At 71.3% G+C, this 16,618-nt stretch carries 15 protein-coding genes and 1 pseudogene; 9 read left to right on the forward strand and 7 right to left on the reverse strand.

Features of this window, described 5'->3' with window-relative positions; translation table 11 throughout:
- A pseudogene (locus tag FG385_RS20860) lies at positions 1-1,544 on the reverse strand (ABC transporter permease); the annotation flags it as partial.
- A 115-nt stretch (positions 1,545-1,659) separates the two neighbouring features.
- Here FG385_RS20860 and FG385_RS20865 point away from each other — a divergent pair.
- The 5 genes from FG385_RS20865 to polX all read left to right on the forward strand — a co-directional run bounded on the left by FG385_RS20865 (position 1,660) and on the right by polX (position 6,717).
- On the forward strand, positions 1,660-2,064 hold the full coding sequence (locus FG385_RS20865) for a hypothetical protein (protein ID WP_235022697.1): 405 nt from the start codon (positions 1,660-1,662) through the stop codon (positions 2,062-2,064).
- Between the two features lie 150 nt (positions 2,065-2,214).
- Entirely contained in the window at positions 2,215-3,147 is a 933-nt protein-coding gene (locus tag FG385_RS20870; protein WP_139098448.1) for a DMT family transporter, read from the forward strand.
- Complete coding sequence (locus FG385_RS20875) at positions 3,144-4,283, forward strand: glycosyltransferase (protein WP_139098449.1); 1,140 nt, start codon at positions 3,144-3,146, stop codon at positions 4,281-4,283. Before FG385_RS20870 ends, FG385_RS20875 begins: the two co-directional genes overlap by 4 nt.
- An 18-nt stretch (positions 4,284-4,301) precedes the next feature.
- Positions 4,302-4,973 (forward strand): endonuclease, encoded by a 672-nt coding sequence (locus FG385_RS20880; RefSeq protein WP_139098450.1) that lies wholly within the window; start codon positions 4,302-4,304, stop codon positions 4,971-4,973.
- 10 nt (positions 4,974-4,983) lie between these two features.
- On the forward strand, positions 4,984-6,717 hold the full coding sequence (polX, locus tag FG385_RS20885; protein WP_139098451.1) for a DNA polymerase/3'-5' exonuclease PolX: 1,734 nt from the start codon (positions 4,984-4,986) through the stop codon (positions 6,715-6,717).
- Here the strand turns inward: polX and FG385_RS20890 are convergent.
- From FG385_RS20890 to FG385_RS20900, 3 genes are read right to left on the reverse strand one after another with little or no spacing between them, the layout of a single operon-like run.
- The gene (locus FG385_RS20890; RefSeq protein WP_139098452.1) at positions 6,677-7,486 is read right to left on the reverse strand and encodes a pentapeptide repeat-containing protein; all 810 of its coding nucleotides are present in this window, start codon (positions 7,484-7,486) and stop codon (positions 6,677-6,679) included. The two genes, polX and FG385_RS20890, sit on opposite strands and share 41 nt — an antisense overlap.
- Before the next feature lie 9 nt (positions 7,487-7,495).
- Positions 7,496-8,560, reverse strand: a complete 1,065-nt coding sequence (locus FG385_RS20895; protein ID WP_139098453.1) for an FAD-dependent oxidoreductase — start codon at positions 8,558-8,560, stop codon at positions 7,496-7,498.
- 37 nt (positions 8,561-8,597) lie between these two features.
- Positions 8,598-9,965, reverse strand: coding sequence for a KamA family radical SAM protein (locus tag FG385_RS20900; protein WP_139098454.1), 1,368 nt, complete (start codon positions 9,963-9,965; stop codon positions 8,598-8,600).
- Positions 9,966-10,063: 98 nt separating this feature from the next.
- On the opposite strand from FG385_RS20900, the gene FG385_RS20905 reads away from it, so the two are divergent.
- The 3 genes from FG385_RS20905 (at position 10,064) to FG385_RS20915 (ending at position 14,111) form a co-directional block, all read left to right on the forward strand.
- Positions 10,064-11,665: an amidohydrolase gene (locus FG385_RS20905; protein WP_235022698.1), complete on the forward strand. Its 1,602-nt coding sequence runs from the start codon at positions 10,064-10,066 to the stop codon at positions 11,663-11,665.
- Positions 11,666-11,728: 63 nt separating this feature from the next.
- On the forward strand, positions 11,729-13,321 hold the full coding sequence (lnt, locus tag FG385_RS20910) for an apolipoprotein N-acyltransferase (protein WP_139098455.1): 1,593 nt from the start codon (positions 11,729-11,731) through the stop codon (positions 13,319-13,321).
- 25 nt (positions 13,322-13,346) lie between these two features.
- Positions 13,347-14,111, forward strand: coding sequence for a polyprenol monophosphomannose synthase (locus FG385_RS20915; RefSeq protein ID WP_139098456.1), 765 nt, complete (start codon positions 13,347-13,349; stop codon positions 14,109-14,111).
- A 93-nt stretch (positions 14,112-14,204) separates the two neighbouring features.
- Here the strand turns inward: FG385_RS20915 and FG385_RS20920 are convergent, their stop codons facing one another.
- Complete coding sequence (locus FG385_RS20920) at positions 14,205-14,552, reverse strand: RNA polymerase-binding protein RbpA (RefSeq protein WP_139098457.1); 348 nt, start codon at positions 14,550-14,552, stop codon at positions 14,205-14,207.
- Between the two features lie 118 nt (positions 14,553-14,670).
- A complete protein-coding gene (locus FG385_RS20925; protein ID WP_139098458.1) occupies positions 14,671-15,078 on the reverse strand; it encodes a hypothetical protein in 408 nt (135 codons plus the stop codon).
- Between the two features lie 83 nt (positions 15,079-15,161).
- On the opposite strand from FG385_RS20925, the gene FG385_RS20930 reads away from it, so the two are divergent.
- Positions 15,162-15,833, forward strand: coding sequence for a transglycosylase family protein (locus FG385_RS20930; protein ID WP_139098459.1), 672 nt, complete (start codon positions 15,162-15,164; stop codon positions 15,831-15,833).
- On the opposite strand, the gene FG385_RS20935 is transcribed toward FG385_RS20930, so the two are convergent.
- Positions 15,830-16,606, reverse strand: coding sequence for a glycerophosphodiester phosphodiesterase (locus FG385_RS20935; RefSeq protein ID WP_139098460.1), 777 nt, complete (start codon positions 16,604-16,606; stop codon positions 15,830-15,832). The genes FG385_RS20930 and FG385_RS20935 overlap by 4 nt on opposite strands.
- Positions 16,607-16,618: the final 12 nt, after the last annotated feature.

The raw sequence follows: 16,618 nt of genomic DNA on the forward strand, positions 1-16,618 counted from the left end.
GTGACGGGGGCACGTGCACCGGCCAGTCGGCGGATCGCCAGCTGCAGCGGTGGTCTCGACCACAGCCGCAGCCGGTGCGAAGCCCGCAGCAGCAACCACACCAGCCGCGCCGCGACGAGACCCGCGGTCAGCACGACGAAGACCGGATAGGTCAGCGCGAGGGGATTGATCTGCGGCAACGGAGTACCGACACGCGAGGTCGCGCCGTAACCGGCGAGCCGCGTCCAGCCGAACAACGCGAGCCCGGCCGTCGCCAGCTCCCACGGGAAGAACGCGAGCAGCCGCGCGCGCACGCCGCGCCGCGGCATGCGGCCCACCTGGAACTCGCGGTGCGCCCGCATCGCGGACACGACGGCCAGCAGCACGAGTGCCACGCCGAGCACCCCGAGCGCGATCCCGCCCGCCGCGAGCTGCCGGCCCCAGGCCACCTCGCCCGGCGGGGCGTACCACGGCACCGACAACCGGGCGAGCACGATCCCCACGATCCCGCCGGCCAGTACCGGCAGGCCGAGTTCGGCGACGGCCAGCCCTCCGATCGCCGGGGGACCCGCGCCGCGCGCGGCGAGCAGCCGAACCTGGGCGTGGCGGCGCTGATACCACTGCAGCGCCACGACGGCGATCCCGCCGCAGCCCACCAGCACGCTGATCACGGCCAGCGGCAGGATCGACACGAGCACATTGGACTGTGCCTGCCCGGCCAGCTCGACCGACCGCGCGAACGGTGTCTGCGCCGCCAGGCTTCCGGCCAGGCCCTGGCGGCTCAGATCCGCGTTGACCGCGGCGATCAACTCGCGTGACCGGTCGAGGTAGGCGCTCGCCTGCTCGGGGGTGCGCGGCGGGTCCAGGTAGAACGTGATGGACAGGTTCGCCAGCGCCGGCGGGTGGACGTCGCGCACGACGTCGTCGAAGGTCCGCTGGTCGCTGGCGAACGCGATGGTGTTGAGCGGATCGTTCGCGTAGACGTAGACGGTCGCGTCGTGCTGCTGCGAGCACCACCAGCGCGGCGGCGGCACGGACAGCGCGTGGTAGATGCCCGCGACCGCCGGCAACCGCCCGCCCGCCACCACGTCCCCGGGCTTGACCGGCGCGAGCCGGGACAGGTCGTCGCCGATCCACAGGCCCGGCCCGCCGCCGCGCTGCAGCTGCCGCAGATGGTCCAGCGCGCCGTCGCGGTAGGCGATGGTGTACTTGCGCCCCGGGCCCGCGCCGATGCCCGTGATGAACGCGCCGGTGTACATCGCCGCGACCGGCTGCGGGAACCCGTGCGCCGCCGCCTGGCGCCGGACCGTGTCGATCACCGCGGGCGCGTCGGCCGCGGGCAGGCTGGTACGGGAGAACACCGGACCGTAGGTGTCCGGGCAGGCCACCGCGGCCTGATAGTCGGTGGCCGCGCCACCGGCGGCGGACGCGATCAGGACGGCTGAGGTCGCGAGGAAACAGGACAGCAAGGCGGTCACCCCGGCGATGATCGGGGTGAGCTTGCTCGACAACGCCGCGCGCGGCGCGCGCGACCACGGAAGGGAGACCCCCCTCGCCTCTCGCATGCCGGCGAACCTACCCCGAAAGTGTTGCCAAGCGGTGTCTTTTCCGCGGTTTTGCCCGTCCACGCCGCGGGAACTCCGGGGCGGACGACGCGCGTGACGGGAAGGGACACGGGACATGTCCGCCGAAGCCATCGAACGCACCGAAAACACCGAGCACCTCGTCAACGGCCGGACCGCGCTCTGCCGGTTCTGCGACCGCCCTGGCGCCAAGGGTCTTCATCGCGCGCCCGGTCCGCTCGGACCGATCTGCCCCGACTGCCTGGACACCGGCCGCGCGCTGTGCCAGGACGGCCGCGAACGGTCCCTTCGCGGGCCGAAGCTCGCCCGCCTGGTGACCGCGCCCGGTGTTCCGTGCGAGTTCTGCGGCCGCAGCCGCCGTCACGGCGTGCTGCGGCACCATCGCCCGCTGCCGCGGATGCGGTGCATTCCCGGCGAGGCGGTCATTTGCGCCGACTGTCTCGCCCGCGGCACGCAACTTCTCGCCCGCGTCACCCGGGTGTGTCGGCCGCGAATTCTGTAAGGTCAGCACCGTACTTACTGTGCTAATAGTTACCAAGCCCACCGACAGTCACGGCGATCTGCCAAACGTAGACCGGCTGCGGTTGGCCGGCGGGCCTACTTTTCGGTCGGCTTGGTAACGCCATCACACTTTCGGTGCACGGAGGGGCGCATGGTGTCGGCGAGCGGCACCTCACTGCTGCTGGCGGTCCCCGCGGCGGTCGCCGGCGCGGCGAGTATGGGGCTGGCCAGCGCCGCGCAGGCACGCGCGACCAAGGAGGTCGAGGTCGGGCGGATCCTCGACCCGGGGCTGCTGCGCGGTCTCGCGCACCGGCCGCTGTGGCTGATCGGCATGGTCGCGACCGGCGCCGGGCTCGCGCTGCAGCTGATCGCCCTCGCCTACGCGCCGCTGCTCGTGGTGCAGCCGCTGCTCATCACGTCCCTGATGTTCGCCGGGGTCTTCTCCGCCCGCCTCGAACGCCGCCAGCTCGACCGGGTGATGGTGGCGGGTGCCCTGATCTGCGTCGCCGGGCTCGCCGGGTTCCTCGTCGTCGCCCGCCCCACTGGCGACTCCTCCGACTTCGCCGACGCCACCGGGCCGCTGCCGCTCGCGATCGCGCTGGCCACGCTCACGATCGTCGCTCTCGTGGTGGCGCTGCTGGTCCGCGGTTCCTTGCGCGTGCTCGGCCTCGCGGTGGCGACCGGCGTGCTGTACGGCGTGACCGCCGGCCTGATGAAGGTGGTCGCCGGGCAGGCCCGCGACGGGCTCGCCGAGCCGTTCCAGAACTGGACGCTGTACCTGGTCTGCCTGATCGGCCCGCTGGGGTTCCTGTTGAGCCAGAACACCTTCCAGCAGGGCCGGTTCCTCACCCCGGCCCTGGCCGTGATCACCGCGCTCGACCCGCTCGTCGGCGTCGGCATCGGCGTGTGGTGGATGGGGGAGACCGCGAACAGCGCACCCTGGGCGCTGGCCGGCGAGGCCATGGCCGGCGCCGTGATACTCGTGGGCATCGTGCTACTGGCCAGCCGTGCGGAACACCTCGCCCGCGCCCAGCCGGGGGCGGGAACCGACGTTCCGCTCAACGCTCCGGAAGGGACCGCATGAAGAAGGTTCTGGTCGTCTCGGCGGCCATGGGCGAGGGACACAACGCGACCGGGCGTGCGCTGGAGGACGCGGTCAAGCGGCTGTGGCCCGAGGCGACCGTCGGCTGGCTCGACGCCCTCGACGTGATGGGTGCCGGGGTCGGGCCGCTGTTCCGCTGGATCTACGTGTCGAACGTGCAGCGCACGCCGTGGTTGTACGAGTTCTTCTACCGGTCGCTGTGGCGGCACCGTTGGTTCGCCACGGCGTCGAAGCGGTTCGTCGGGGTGTGGTGCGGCTGGCGGCTCGCGCGCAAGATCCGCACGTTCGAACCGGACCTGGTGCTGTCCACCTACCCGCTCGGCTCGGCCGGGCTGGACTGGTTGCGCCGCCATCACCGGCTCGACGCGCCCACCGGGGCCTGGGTCTCCGATTTCGCGCCCCATCCGTTCTGGGTCTACGGCGACCTCGACCTGAACCTCGTGATGCACGAGCAGGCCGTGCCGCCCGCGCTGAAATGCGTGCCGGAGGCGAAGGTCATCGTCTCGGCGCCGCCCGTGCGGGCCGCGTTCGCGCCCGGTGACCGGATGACCGCGCGCCAGCGTCTCGGCCTGCCGCCGGACGCGTTCATCGCGCTCGTGTCCTGTGGTTCGCTCGGTTTCGGTGACGTCGAGGACGCGGCGAAGGCGCTGCTGAAGGCACATCCCGACGTGGTGCCCGTGGTGGTCACCGGGCGGAACGAGGCGCTCAGGCGGCGGCTGCAACCGCTGGCCGACGCCGAACCGCGGCTGCACGTGCTGGGCTGGACCGACGAGATGCCCGCCTACACCGTCGCCGCGGACGCCGTCGTCACCAACGCCGGCGGCGCGACCGGCCTCGAGGCGCTCGCGTGCGGCCGCCCGGTCCTGATGCACCGGCCGATCGCCGCGCACGGCCGCGCGAACGCCGAGTTGATGGCCGAAGCCGGGCTCGCGATCGTGTGCGAGACGGACCGGGAACTGGGCGACGCGGTGCGCGAGCTCATCGCCAGCCCCGAACGCTGGAAGGCGATGGCCGAGGCCGCGACACGCCATTGCGACGGCACGGGCCGCCTCGAGGACGGGCTGCTGGCGCTGTCGAAGCTCACACCCGCAGCTCGCGAGGGGAGTGCGGCGCGCTGACCCGGGGTACCCCCGGACATGGCGGACGTGCGAAAGGTGCTCGCCGAAGCGGGCCGGACCTTTGCGCAGGAAGCGGGCATCAAGCTCGCCGACACTCCCGCCCAGCTGTACCGGCTGCTGGTGCTGTCCGTGCTGATGTCCGCGCCGATCCAGGCGAAGATCGCGATCGCGGCCACCGGGGAGCTGGTGCGGGCCGGGTTCGGCACCCCGCGGCGGATGGCGGACGCGAGCTGGCAGCAGCGCGTCGACGCCCTGGGCCGCGGACACTACGTCCGGTACGACGAGAGCACCGCGACCGCTCTCGGTGAGGGTGCCCGGCTGCTGCTCGACAAGTACCGCGGCGACCTGCGCAAGCTCCACGCGCAGGCGCCGGACGCCCGCGCGCTGGGCACCATGCTGCGCGAGTTCCCGAGGCTCGGCCCGGTCGGCGTGGACATCTTCTGCCGCGAGGCCCAGCAGGTATGGCCCGATCTGCGCCCGTACTTCGACGGCAAGGCACGCCAGGGCGCGGAACGGCTCGGCCTGCCGACCGATCCGGACAAGCTCGCCAAGCTTGCCGACGGTGACGACCTCGCCCGGTTGGCCGCCGCCCTCGTGCGGGTGAGCCGCGACAAGAAGCTCGCCGATTCCCTACGGCAGCCGCTTCCCCGCTACCGCCCTCAACGGACGCGCTTCGCGCCGCAGGATTAGATTCAGACCTATGCCCAGGGCGAACGAGGAGGTCGAGGCGCTGCTGAACGAGTACGCCGACCTCCTCTCGATCACCGGCGGCGACGGGTTCAAGGTGCGCGCCTACGAGAAGGCGGCGCGCGCGGTCGCCGGTCACCAGGAGGACGTCTCCACGCTCAGCGCGAAGCAGCTCCGCGCGATCTCGGGAGTGGGCAGTTCGATCGCGGACAAGATCGCCGAGTACTTCGCGCACGGTCAGGTCGCGGTCATCGAGGAGGCGCGCACCCGCATCCCGGCCGGGGTCCGCGAGTTGACCGAGATCCCGACGCTCGGCCCCAAGAAGGCGATGCTGCTGTACGAGCAGCTCGGCATCGCCTCGATCGACCAGCTCGTCGACGCCATCCAGCACGAACGCCTGCACGGCCTCAAGGGCTTCGGCCCCAAGACCGCCGAGAACATCCTGCACGGCGTGGACCTGCTGCGGTCCTCCGGCGGGCGGGTGCTGATCGACGTCGCTATGGAGCTGGCCGAGGACATCGTCGCCCAGCTGTCCACTGTGGACGGCGTCGAGCGCTGCGCGTACGCCGGGTCCCTGCGACGGTTCCGGGAGACGATCGGGGACGTCGACATTCTCGCCGCCGCCGAGGATTCCGGCCCGGTCATGGCCGCCTTCCGTGCGCTGGACCTGGTCGCCGAAGTCATCGCGAGCGGCGAGAAGAAGACCTCGATCCGCACGGCGAAGGGCCTGCAGGTCGACCTCCGGGTGGTGCCGCTGGAGTCCTGGGGCGCGGCGCTGCAGTACTTCACCGGCTCCCAGGCGCACAACATCCGCACGCGCGAGATGGCCGTGCACGCCAAGCTCAAGCTGTCGGAGTACGGCCTGTTCGAGGTCGACTCGGGCGAACTGATCGTGTCCCGCACCGAGGAGGAGGTCTACCAGCGGCTCGGGCTGCCGTGGATCCCGCCGCCGCTGCGCGAGGACCGCGGCGAGGTCGAGGCGGCGCTGCGTGGCGAACTGCCGGATCTGGTCGAGGTCACGGACCTGCGCGGCGACCTGCACACGCACACCGACCTCACCGACGGCATCGCCTCGCTCGAGGAGATGCTCGAAGCCGCGGCCACGCGCGGCTACCGCTACTACGCGATCACCGACCACGCGCCGAACCTCGTGATGCAGCGCATGACCGACGAGAAGATGCTCGCGCAGCGCGAGCGGGTCCGCGAACTCGACCGCGCCTACCGGGGGATGCGGCTGCTGCACGGCACCGAGCTCAACATCGACCCGGACGGCGAGGTGGACTGGCCGCCGGAGTTCCTCGCCGGCTTCGACCTGTGCGTCGCCTCGGTGCACTCGGCGTTCACCCAGTCCCGCGCGGACACCACCCGCCGGCTCGTGCGCGCCTGCGAGAACCCGCACGTCAACATCCTCGGCCATCTGACCGGCCGCCAGATCGGGCACCGCGCCCCGATCGACGCCGACTTCGACGAGGTGTTCCGGGCCTGCGCCCGCACCGGCACCGCGCTCGAGGTCAACTCGTTCCCGGACCGGCTCGACGTGCGCGATGAGCACATCCTGCACGCCAAGCGGTACGGGGTGAAGTTCTCCATCGACAGCGACGCGCATTCGATCCGGGACCTCGCGCAGATCCGCTACGGCGTCGGCACCGCCCAGCGCGGATGGCTCACCGCCGACGACGTGATCAACACCTGGCCGCTGACCCGGCTCAGGAAGTTCCTGCGGAAACCCAGTGCGCGGGGCGCGTGAATCCTTGCGGCAGGCGGGTTCTCGCGTCCCCGTTCGCCGCGGCCAGCTGCGGTCCGGTGAGGAACAGGCATCCGGTCAGGTCGGCACCGCGCAGGTCCGCGCCCCGGAAGTCGGCGCCGATGACGTCCGCCTTGCGCAGGTCGGCGTCCCGTAAGTCCGCCCCGATCAGGCAGGCGCCCCGCAGCGAGGCGCCGCGGAGTTTCGCGCCCCGCAGTTTCGCCGCGATCAGCTCCGCGCCGCGGTGGTTCTTCTTCCGACCGGGAATTCGCGCCCGCGCGAGCTCACTGGCCCGCAGCAACAGTTCGCTGGCCTCGCGCCTGATCGCCTCGATGTCCAGCGCCGCCAGCTCGTCCGGGCCTTTCTCGGTGCGGCGCTCGATGTCGTCCAAGGCGCGCTGGAGTTCCACCCAGATCGGCTCGGCCGCGGGCATTGACACCGCCTCAGTGAGGTAGACGAGCAACTCGTGCAGCCCGCGCATGACCGGGAACGCGGCGAACATCCGCCGCGCGGTCTCCGGATCGCCCCGCCAGTCCTGCCCGCCGAAGGTGACCTGCGAGACCTTCTGGCCCGCGCCGAAACAGTCGAACACCGTGCACCCGGAGAAGCCCTCGTCGCGCAGCCGCGCGTGGATCCCGCACCGGAAGTCCTGCCGCAGATTGGTGCACGGCGTCCCCGCGGGCTTGTCCACGGCGAAATCCGCCGAAGCGGCGAAGGGCAGGGCCACACAGCAGAGCCCGAAGCAGGACGAGCAGTCGGCGGACAAGGACACGCCTCATTGTCACTCCGCCGCCGTCAGCTCCACCCGCCGGGACCAGTCCAGCTGGCCCGCCAGTTCCTCCTCGGAGACCGGCGGCGGAACGTCCATCGGCGGCAGGCGCGCGCTCATCCGCCCGCTCGCCTCGGTGTTGTACTCGACCCGCGGCCGCCGCAGCTGCTCATAGACCTCGAGCGGGTTCGCGGTGTCCCGCATCGCCTTCGCGAGGACGACAGCGTCCTCCAGCGCCATCGACGCGCCCTGCCCGGTCGCGGGTGAGGCGGCGTGCGCCGCGTCGCCGATCAGCAGCATCCGGTCGGTGCGCCACCGCGGGATCTGGGCAAGGTCGCGGGCGTTCGTGCCCAGCACCGGGCCCCGCGTGGCGGCCACGATCGCCGCACAATCCTTGTCCAGCAACGCAAGCAGGCTCTCCCGCCAGCTCGGCTCCGGCGACTCGACGGTGGACACGCGCGCGAACCAGTACGTTTCACCGCCGGGGGAGACGGCGAACCCGAAGGCCGCCTCGCCGCGCACCATGACGATCCGTCCCGGCTCGCACGGCGGCCGGCGCGGCCTGCTGTAGCCGTAGAACACCTGCTGCCCGGCGTAGCGCGGCTTCGCGCCGGGGGAGACCAGCGCCCGCACCCTGGAGTTGAGCCCGTCGGCCCCGATCAGCACGTCACCGCGGGCTATCCCGCTGTCGGTGAACCGGGCCGTGATCCCGTCGGCGTCCTCGGCCGCCGACGCGAGCCGCTTGCCGTGATGCAACGGGATGCCGCGACGGGCCACCTCCGCCTGCAGCACCCGGCACAGCTCGGCCCGGCGCAGGCACCGGTGCCCGGCCAGCTCCCGCACGCCGCCGGCGAATTCCAAGGTGTGCAACGGGAATCCCGCCCGGCCGACCGCGATCGCCGCGTCCAGCTCGCGCAGCGCGGCCATCCCGTTGGCGGCGAGCGTGAGGAACGCGCCGATGTCCTCGCCGCTGTCGGGATGGCCCTCGAACACCACCGGCGCGAACCCGGCCCGGTGCAGGGCCAGCGCGGTGGCGCAGCCGGCGACACCACCGCCGATGATCAGCACCCGTCTCATGCGCACCCCCCGGTGCGCAACGATAGAGCAGGCCCGGTCAGCTCCGCCGGGTTTCCCACCAGATGCGCCCGGCCTCGGGGAGGGTGGCGATCGGGTCGTAGTAGGGGTAGCGGCGCCGCAGCGCTTCCGGATCGTCGTGCTCGATGCCGGTGCGGTAGTTCTTCGTCCAGTAGGAGATCCCGCGTTCGCGGTCGTACTCGGCCAGCTGGTGCACCCACCGCTTGCCGACGTAGGGCACGTCGCAGACGATCCGCGGCGTCGCGTACCCCGGCAGGTAACCCATGATCGCGTGCTGCAGCTCCTGCGCCTCCCACACCGCGACCCGCCAGTGCTCGGCGTTCGGGATCATGTCGCACATGTAGAAGTAGTACGGCAGGATGTTCGCCTCACCCTGCAAGGCGAAGCACAGGTCCAGCAGCGCCGCAGGCGTCGCGTTCACCCCCCGCATGAGCACGCCCTGGTTCCGCACGTCCCGCACCCCGACGTCGAGCGCGGTCCTGGCCGCCTGCGCGACCAGCGGCGTGACCGACTGGGCGTGGTTGATGTGCGTGTGGATCGCGAGGTTCACCCCGCGCCGGTGCGCGGTCCGGGCGACCCGCTCGAGCCCCTCGACGACCTTCGGCTGCAGCCAGTGCTGCGGCAGGCCGGCGAGCGCCTTCGTCGCGAGCCGGACGTCGCGGACCGTTTCGATGTCAAGCAGCCGCATCAGGAACGACTCCAGCTGGTGCCACGGCACGTTCGCCACGTCACCGCCGGAGACCACCACGTCCCGCACGCCCGGATTGCGGCGCAGGTAGCCGATCATCGCGTCCTGCCGGTCGACCGGTTTGAGCTCCAGCTTGTGCTTGGCCACCTGCTCGGTCGAGTTCCCGACGAGGTCCATCCGGGTGCAGTGGCCGCAGTACTGGGGGCAGGTGGACAGCAGCTCGGCCAGCACCTTGGTGGGGTAGCGGTGGGTCAGCCCTTCGACGACCCACATCTCCGCCTCGTGCAGCGAGTCGCGCGCCGAATGCGGATGGCTGGGCCAGGCGGGGTCGCGGTCGCTGCACACGGGCAGCATGTACCGGCGGACCGGGTCGGCGTAGAACGCCTCCGTCGACCCGGCGTTCATCGTGTTGAGCATCTGCGGCGGTAGCAGCATCGACATCGTCGCGAGCTCATGCTGGTCGGCCTCCAGGTCCTGGTAGAACCGCTCGTCCACGAGATCCCCGAGCACCGCCCGCAACTGCTTGACGTTGCGCAGGCAGTGCACGCGTTGCCACTGCGCGTCGCACCACTGCGCCTCGGTGACGTCCCGCCAGCCGGGGAAACGCCGCCAGTCGGGCTCGATCAGCTCCTTCCGCGCGTAGGCGTAGGGCTGGCCAAGCGTGTCGGCAGGCGAGACAGGCTCCTGGATCGCAGTCATCTGTGCTCCTCGTCGGCGTTCTGCGTGAAAAATCTCCGGTACATCTGACCATAGGGCGTAAATATTTCCGGCGCATCCAGTGGGGCAGACTCGACACCGTGAACGACACGACGCTTCTGGTCGGCGGGCGGATCCACTCGCCGAGTTCGCCCGGCGCGACCGCGATGGCGGTCACCGGGGACACCGTGGTCTGGGTAGGGCAGGACGGCCCCGGCCACGCCCTGCATCCCGGCGCGGACGTGATCGATCTCGACGGCGCGTTCGTCGCGCCCGGGTTCGTCGACGCCCACGTGCACGCGACCGCCACCGGACTGCACCTGACGGGCCTCGACCTCACCGGCACGCGCACCGCCGCGGACCTGCTCGCCGCCGTCCGCGCGGCCATCCGCCCCGGCGAGATCCTCATCGCGCACGGCTGGGACGAATCGGCCTGGACCGAGCCCCGCCTGCCGAGCCGGGCCGAACTCGACGAGGCCGCCGGTGGCGCCCCGATCTACCTCAGCCGTGTCGACGTGCACTCCGCCGTGGTCTCCACCGCATTGGTCGAACTCGCCCCCGAAGCCCGCGAAGCCGATGGCTGGTCGCCCGACGGCCCGCTCACCCGCGGCGCCCACCACCACGTCCGCACCGCGATCCGGGCGGGGATCACCGCCGGGCAGCGCCGCCGCGCGCAAGACGCGTTCCTGCGCCGCGCGGCCGAACAGGGCATCGTCAGCGTCCACGAATGCGCGGGTCCCGACATCTCCGGAGAAACGGATCTCGCCGACTTGCTGCGGCTGGCCGCCGAGCCGGGCCGCCCCGAAGTCGTCGGTTATTGGGGCGAGGCCGGCGCGGTCGACGTCGCGCGCCGCCACGGCCTGCGCGGACTGGCCGGTGATCTGTTCGTCGACGGTGCGCTCGGCTCGCACACCGCGGCGCTCCACGAGCCCTACGCCGACCGCCCCGACAGCACCGGTGCCCGCTACCTCGACGCCGACGCGATCGCCGCGCACCTGGCCGACTGCACCGAAGCCGGGCTCCAGGCGGGCTTCCACGTGATCGGCGACGCCGGGGTCGCCGAGGTCGTCCGGGGATTCCAGCTTGCCGAGAAGGCGGTCGGCCGGCGTCCGCTCGCCGGCGGAAAGCACCGCCTCGAACATCTCGAAATGATCGACCCCGACCAGGCCGCCCTGCTCGCCGGCTGGGGTGTCACCGGCTCGATGCAACCGCAGTTCGACGCGCTGTGGGGCGGCGAGGACGGCATGTACGTCACGCGGCTCGGCTCACGTGCCGCCGCGCTCAACCCGTTCTCCACTCTCGCCGCGAAAGGGGTCCTCCTCGCCTTCGGCTCCGACAGCCCGGTCACCCCGCTCGACCCGTGGGCGAGTGTCCGCGCGGCCGTGCACCACCGCACACCGGGCTCGGGCCTGTCCGCACGCGCCGCGTTCAACGCCCACACCCGGGGCGGTCACCGCGCCGCGGGGGTGAACGACGGGCTGACCGGCAGCCTCGTGCCGGGCGCACCCGCGCACTACGCGATCTGGGACGCCGCCGACCTCGTCGTCGCCACCTCGGACCCGCGCGTGCAGCGCTGGTCGACCGATCCGCGCTCGCGCGTGCCCGGACTGCCACCGCTCGATCCGGGGGTTCCGCTGCCAACCTGCCTGCGAACCGTGCGGGCTGGGCAGGTTCTCTACGACGTGTTCACGCCCTCGGCCTAAGCGCCAGCCCCTCGCCCACCACCACCCTCAACGGAGACGCATCGCGCCGCTAGATTGGACCCCGTGGCCGTAACCGCGCCGGAGACGTCGGCGACCTCAGTAACCGAACGGCGCCGCCGGGCCTGGCGGCCGTGGCTGCTGCGCCTTACCCTGACGATCGCCTCGGGGTTCGTCTTCTATCTCAGCTTCGCGCCGCGTCCCCTGTGGTGGCTCGCCCCGATCGGGTTCGCCGGCCTCGCGGTCGCGCTGCGCGGGCGGCGCCTGTGGGGCGGGCTGGGCTACGGGTTCGCCTTCGGTCTCGCGTTCAACCTGCCGCTCCTGCTGTGGCTGCAGGACTTCCTCGGCGCGCAGTTCGGCCCGTGGCCGTGGCTCGGGCTGGCGGTGGCGCTCGCCGCGTACCTCGGCGTCGGCGGCGCACTGTGCACACTCGTCGCGCGCCTGCCGTGGAGCCCGGTGTGGATGAGCATGATCATCATCGCCACCGAGACACCCCGCGCGTGGTTCCCGTTCGGCGGGTTCCCGTGGGGCCGGGTCGCGTTCAGCCAGCCCGAGGGCGCGTTCCTGCCGCTCGCCTCGATCGGCGGCGCGCCACTGGTCGGGTTCGCGGTGGTGCTGACCGGATTCGCCGTACCGTCCCTGGTGTCCCGCCTGCGCCACCGCGAGTGGCGGCGGGCGTTCCTGCCCGCGGGCGGGGTGGTGCTGCCGGTCGTCGCGGGGCTCGCGCTGTGGCCGACCGTGGGCACCGCCGCCGAGACGGGCAGCCTCACCGTCGCGACCGTCCAGGGCGACGCGCCCAACGTCGGGATCGCGCTGATGGACGAGCAGGACACGCTCAGGGCGAACCACCTCGCGCAGAGCGAACGGCTCACCCAGGAGATCCGCTCGGGCGCGGTCCCGAAGCCGGACCTCGTGGTGTGGCCGGAGAGCGTGACCGATCTGCAGGGCCCGGACCCGGTGCTCGACAAGACCGTCGCCGATCTCGGCGCCCCCACCCTGGTCGGCACCGTCTACCGGCACGCCGGTGAGACGCAGAACAGCGTGTTCGTATGGGACCCCAGGACCGGCCGGGGGGAGGATTACTCCAAACAGCAGCTGGTGCCCTTCTCCGAGCACGTCCCGGCCCGCGCGCTCGCGCAGTTGGTCACCCCGTTCGTCAACGGCTTCTACGACATGACCCCCGGCTCCAGGCCCGCCGTCCTCGACGTCGCGGGCACGAAGGTCGCCACGCCCATCTGTTACGAGATCGCCTACGACTACGTCGTGCGGGACGGCGTCGACCACGGCGGCCAGCTGATCGTGCTGCCGACCAACACCGCCTGGTTCGGCGAGAGCGAGATGAGCTACCAGCAGCTCGCGATCGCGCGGCTGCGCGCGGTCGAGCACAGCCGCGCGGTTGTGGTCTCCGCCACCAGCGGGGTCAGCGCGATCGTCGAGCCCGACGGCACGATCATGCGCTCGACCAGCGAATTCACCGCAGCATCCCTGGTCGGGCGCGTGCCGCTTCGGGACACGACTACGCTGTCGGATCGACTCGGTGCGTGGACGGAGTACGGCCTGATCAGCGTCGCGGTGGCGGCGGTGCTCGCGGGCCTCGTGCTCCGGTGGCGCACCCGGCGCGCAGGCGCCAAGGAAACGCGAGCGACCGGGGCGGGGTGAGGACTCCCGCCGAGGGAGGACACGGATGGCGCAGGCGCCACGGGCAGCACAACCGATCGAACCGGTTCTGGTGGTGATCCCGACCTACAACGAGCGTGAGAATCTCACGCCGATCCTGCGCAGGCTGCATGAAAGCCTGCCGGCGGTGCACGCGCTCGTGGTCGACGACGGGAGCCCCGACGGGACCGGCGAACTCGCCGACAAGCTGGCCGCCGACGACAAGCGGGTCCACGTCCTGCACCGCTCGGAGAAGGCCGGGCTCGGTGCCGCGTACATCGCCGGTTTCCGCTGGGGGCTCGAACGCGACTACGCGACGATCGTGGAGATGGACGCCGACGGCTCTCACGCGCCGGAGGACCTGCCCCGCATGCTCGACGCGCTGGAGAACGCCGATCTGGTGCTCGGCTCGCGCTACGTGCCCGGTGGCAGCGTCGTGAACTGGCCCAAGCGCCGGGAGTTCCTCTCCCGCGGCGCCAACCTGTACTCGCAACTCGCGCTCGGCGGCAAGATCACCGAGTACACCGCCGGGTTCCGCGCCTACCGCCGCGCGGTCCTGGAGAAGCTCCCGCTCGACGAGATCGCCTCGGCCGGCTACTGCTTCCAGATCGACCTGGCCTGGCGCACCCTGCGGGCCGGGTTCGAGGTCGTCGAGGTGCCGATCACGTTCACCGAGCGGGAGATCGGTGAGTCGAAGATGAGCGGCGCGATCATCCGCGAGGCGATGATCCGCGTCGGCGTCTGGGGGACCCGGCACCGGCTCGGCCAGCTCCGCCGCCTCCTGCGCCGCTGACGCCGAGATCTACGTTCACGACGGCGAGTTCGACATAAACAGGCCCCCGCGGCGGGAGGACGCGGGGGCCTGTTCGTCTTCGGTGGTGTTCAGCTACGCCGAGCGGCTCGTCCGGCGGCCCTTCAGCTCCGCCAGACGCTCGTTCAGCAGATCCTCAAGCTCCGGGATCGAACGCCGCTCGAGCAGCATGTCCCAGTGCGTGCGCGGGGGCTTGACCTTCTTCTGCTCCGGCTGCCCGCCGTTGACGATCTCCGATTCGCTGCCGTGCAGGCGGCACTCCCACACGGACGGGATTTCCGCGTCGTCGGAGAACGGCACCTCGAACTCGTGGTTCTTCGGGCAGGCGTACCGCACCGTGCGGCGCGGTGCGAGGTCGTGATTCCGGTCGGTCTCGTAGCTGACCGCTCCCAGCCGGCTTCCACGGAGTACACGGTCGGCCATGATGACGTCCTTTCAGTCGGCTCCGATGGTCAAGAGCCAGGTGATGCTCACCCTATGCAACGGCCCTCACCCACCGCGAATTCCCGGTGGGACATGTCGTCGCTCACGATGAGCAGGCTCACCCCTCCACAACAGCTTCCACCAGGGGGACACCTTTCGCGCCGCTAAGTGACGCGCTTTGGCCGTTCTTTCTGCGATTATCCCCCAGACGGGCTACCGGTTGACGGCAAAAGAGGAAACGGGGCGCGCCGGCCGGGCCCCAGGCATCTTCGCCGCCCGACCGGTCCGTCAAGATCTCCCGTGCCGGACCGGTCGCGGCACGGTGCCCGGTAACACAAAGTAGTGAAATCGGGTTGCGCGCGTGATGATGTTGCAACTTCAACAGCACTCTCGCGCCGGCTCCCTTGATCGGGTGAATCAACGGGAGGTCCATGCCCGGCGAGCCGATGACGGGGGAGCGCCGGATGATCGGGCCGTTTCGGTCGCTGACCGGCCGTTCTTCGCGCCGATCGGCGTGTCGCTCCACCGTGTGAAAGGTGATCTATGTGATTCTGGTGTGTTTGATGTGAACCTTGTGACTGCTGGGGCGCGAACCTTACTGTGCTGCGCATGGGGAAGCACAGACTCAGACGTATGGGCGTACGGGCCCTGCTGATCGCGTTGGTGGCGGGCGCGGTCCAGTTGGTCACGACGACGTCCGCGTTCGCGGATCCCGCGGCCTCGACCTGGCTGAAGCTGCGGATGTGCGAGTCCAGCAACCGCTACACGGTCAACACCAGAACCGGGTACTACGGCGCCTACCAGTTCGACCTGCCCACCTGGCGCAGCGTCGGCGGCCAGGGCCGGCCCGATCAGGCGAGCCCCGCGGAGCAGGACTACCGGGCGCTGTACCTGTACCGCATGCGCGGGTGGCAGCCCTGGGAATGCGCCGGGATGCTCAGCCTGCGAGATGACGGCGACGCACGCAGCAAGCGCGTCCCGACCTACGCCGAAGCCGCCTACATCGGCGGCGGCCCAGCGCCCGCACCCGTGCCGCCCCCGGCGGCGGTCATGCCACCGTGGCCGGGTCTCGTCTACGCCTACGGCGACTGCGCCCCGGCACTGCGGACCTTCCAGCTGCGGATGAACGCCTTCGGCTACGGCTTCGAGGGCACCGGCTGCTACTACCAGAAGACCCAGCAGGCCGTGCTCGACCTCCAGCGCGCCAACGGGATCAACGATTCAGGACGGCTCGGGCCGAAGACCTGGAAGGCCGCGTGGGACGGCAAACCCCCGCGCTAGCGCCAATGTCCCCGCTCGCGCAGCACGTCGCGCAGCAGATCCGGGCGGTCGGTCACGATGCCGTGCACGCCCAGTTCCAGCAGGCGCCGCATCTCGCCCTTGTCGTTGATCGTCCAGGTGTGCACCTCGACCCCGGCGCGCCCGGCGGTACGGAGGAACGAGCGGTCGACCACGGTCAGCCCGGACATCCGGACCGGTACCTGGGCCATCGCGCCGCGGTGCAGGAAACCCAGCCGCAGCCACGGAACCCAGCCGTTCGCCCGGAGTACGGCGACCGAGCGCGGGCCCATCGAGGTGAGCAGCTTCGGGCCGGCCAGCCGGCGGATCCGGGCGAGCCGGGTCTCGGAGAACGCCGCGGCCGCGACCCGCTCGTACGCGCCGACACGCTCGATGACCTTGAGGAACGGCACGATCGCACTGTTGGCCTTCACGTCGATGTTGAGGCGGGCTTCGGGCAGTTCCTCCAGCACGTCCTCCAGGCGCGCCACCTGTTCACGACCGCGGATCTTCGCGTGCTTGACGGCGGACCAGGGCTGTGCGGCGATCGCCCCGTGCCCGTCCGTCGTGCGGTCCAGTGACGCGTCGTGGTGCACGACGACGACACCGTCGGAGGTCGCGTGCACATCGGTCTCGATGTACTGGAAGCCTTCGGCGACGGCGCGGCGGAACGACGACAGGGAGTTCTCCATGTCGTCGAGTTCGTCCAGATGCCACCCACGGTGGGCGAAGGCTCGTGGGAAGGCGCCGGCGAGGTACGGGTGAGGGCTTGGCACCCGACCAGTGTG

The sequence above is a fragment of the Amycolatopsis alkalitolerans genome, from assembly GCF_006152065.1.
GTDB lineage: Bacteria > Actinomycetota > Actinomycetes > Mycobacteriales > Pseudonocardiaceae > Amycolatopsis_E > Amycolatopsis_E alkalitolerans.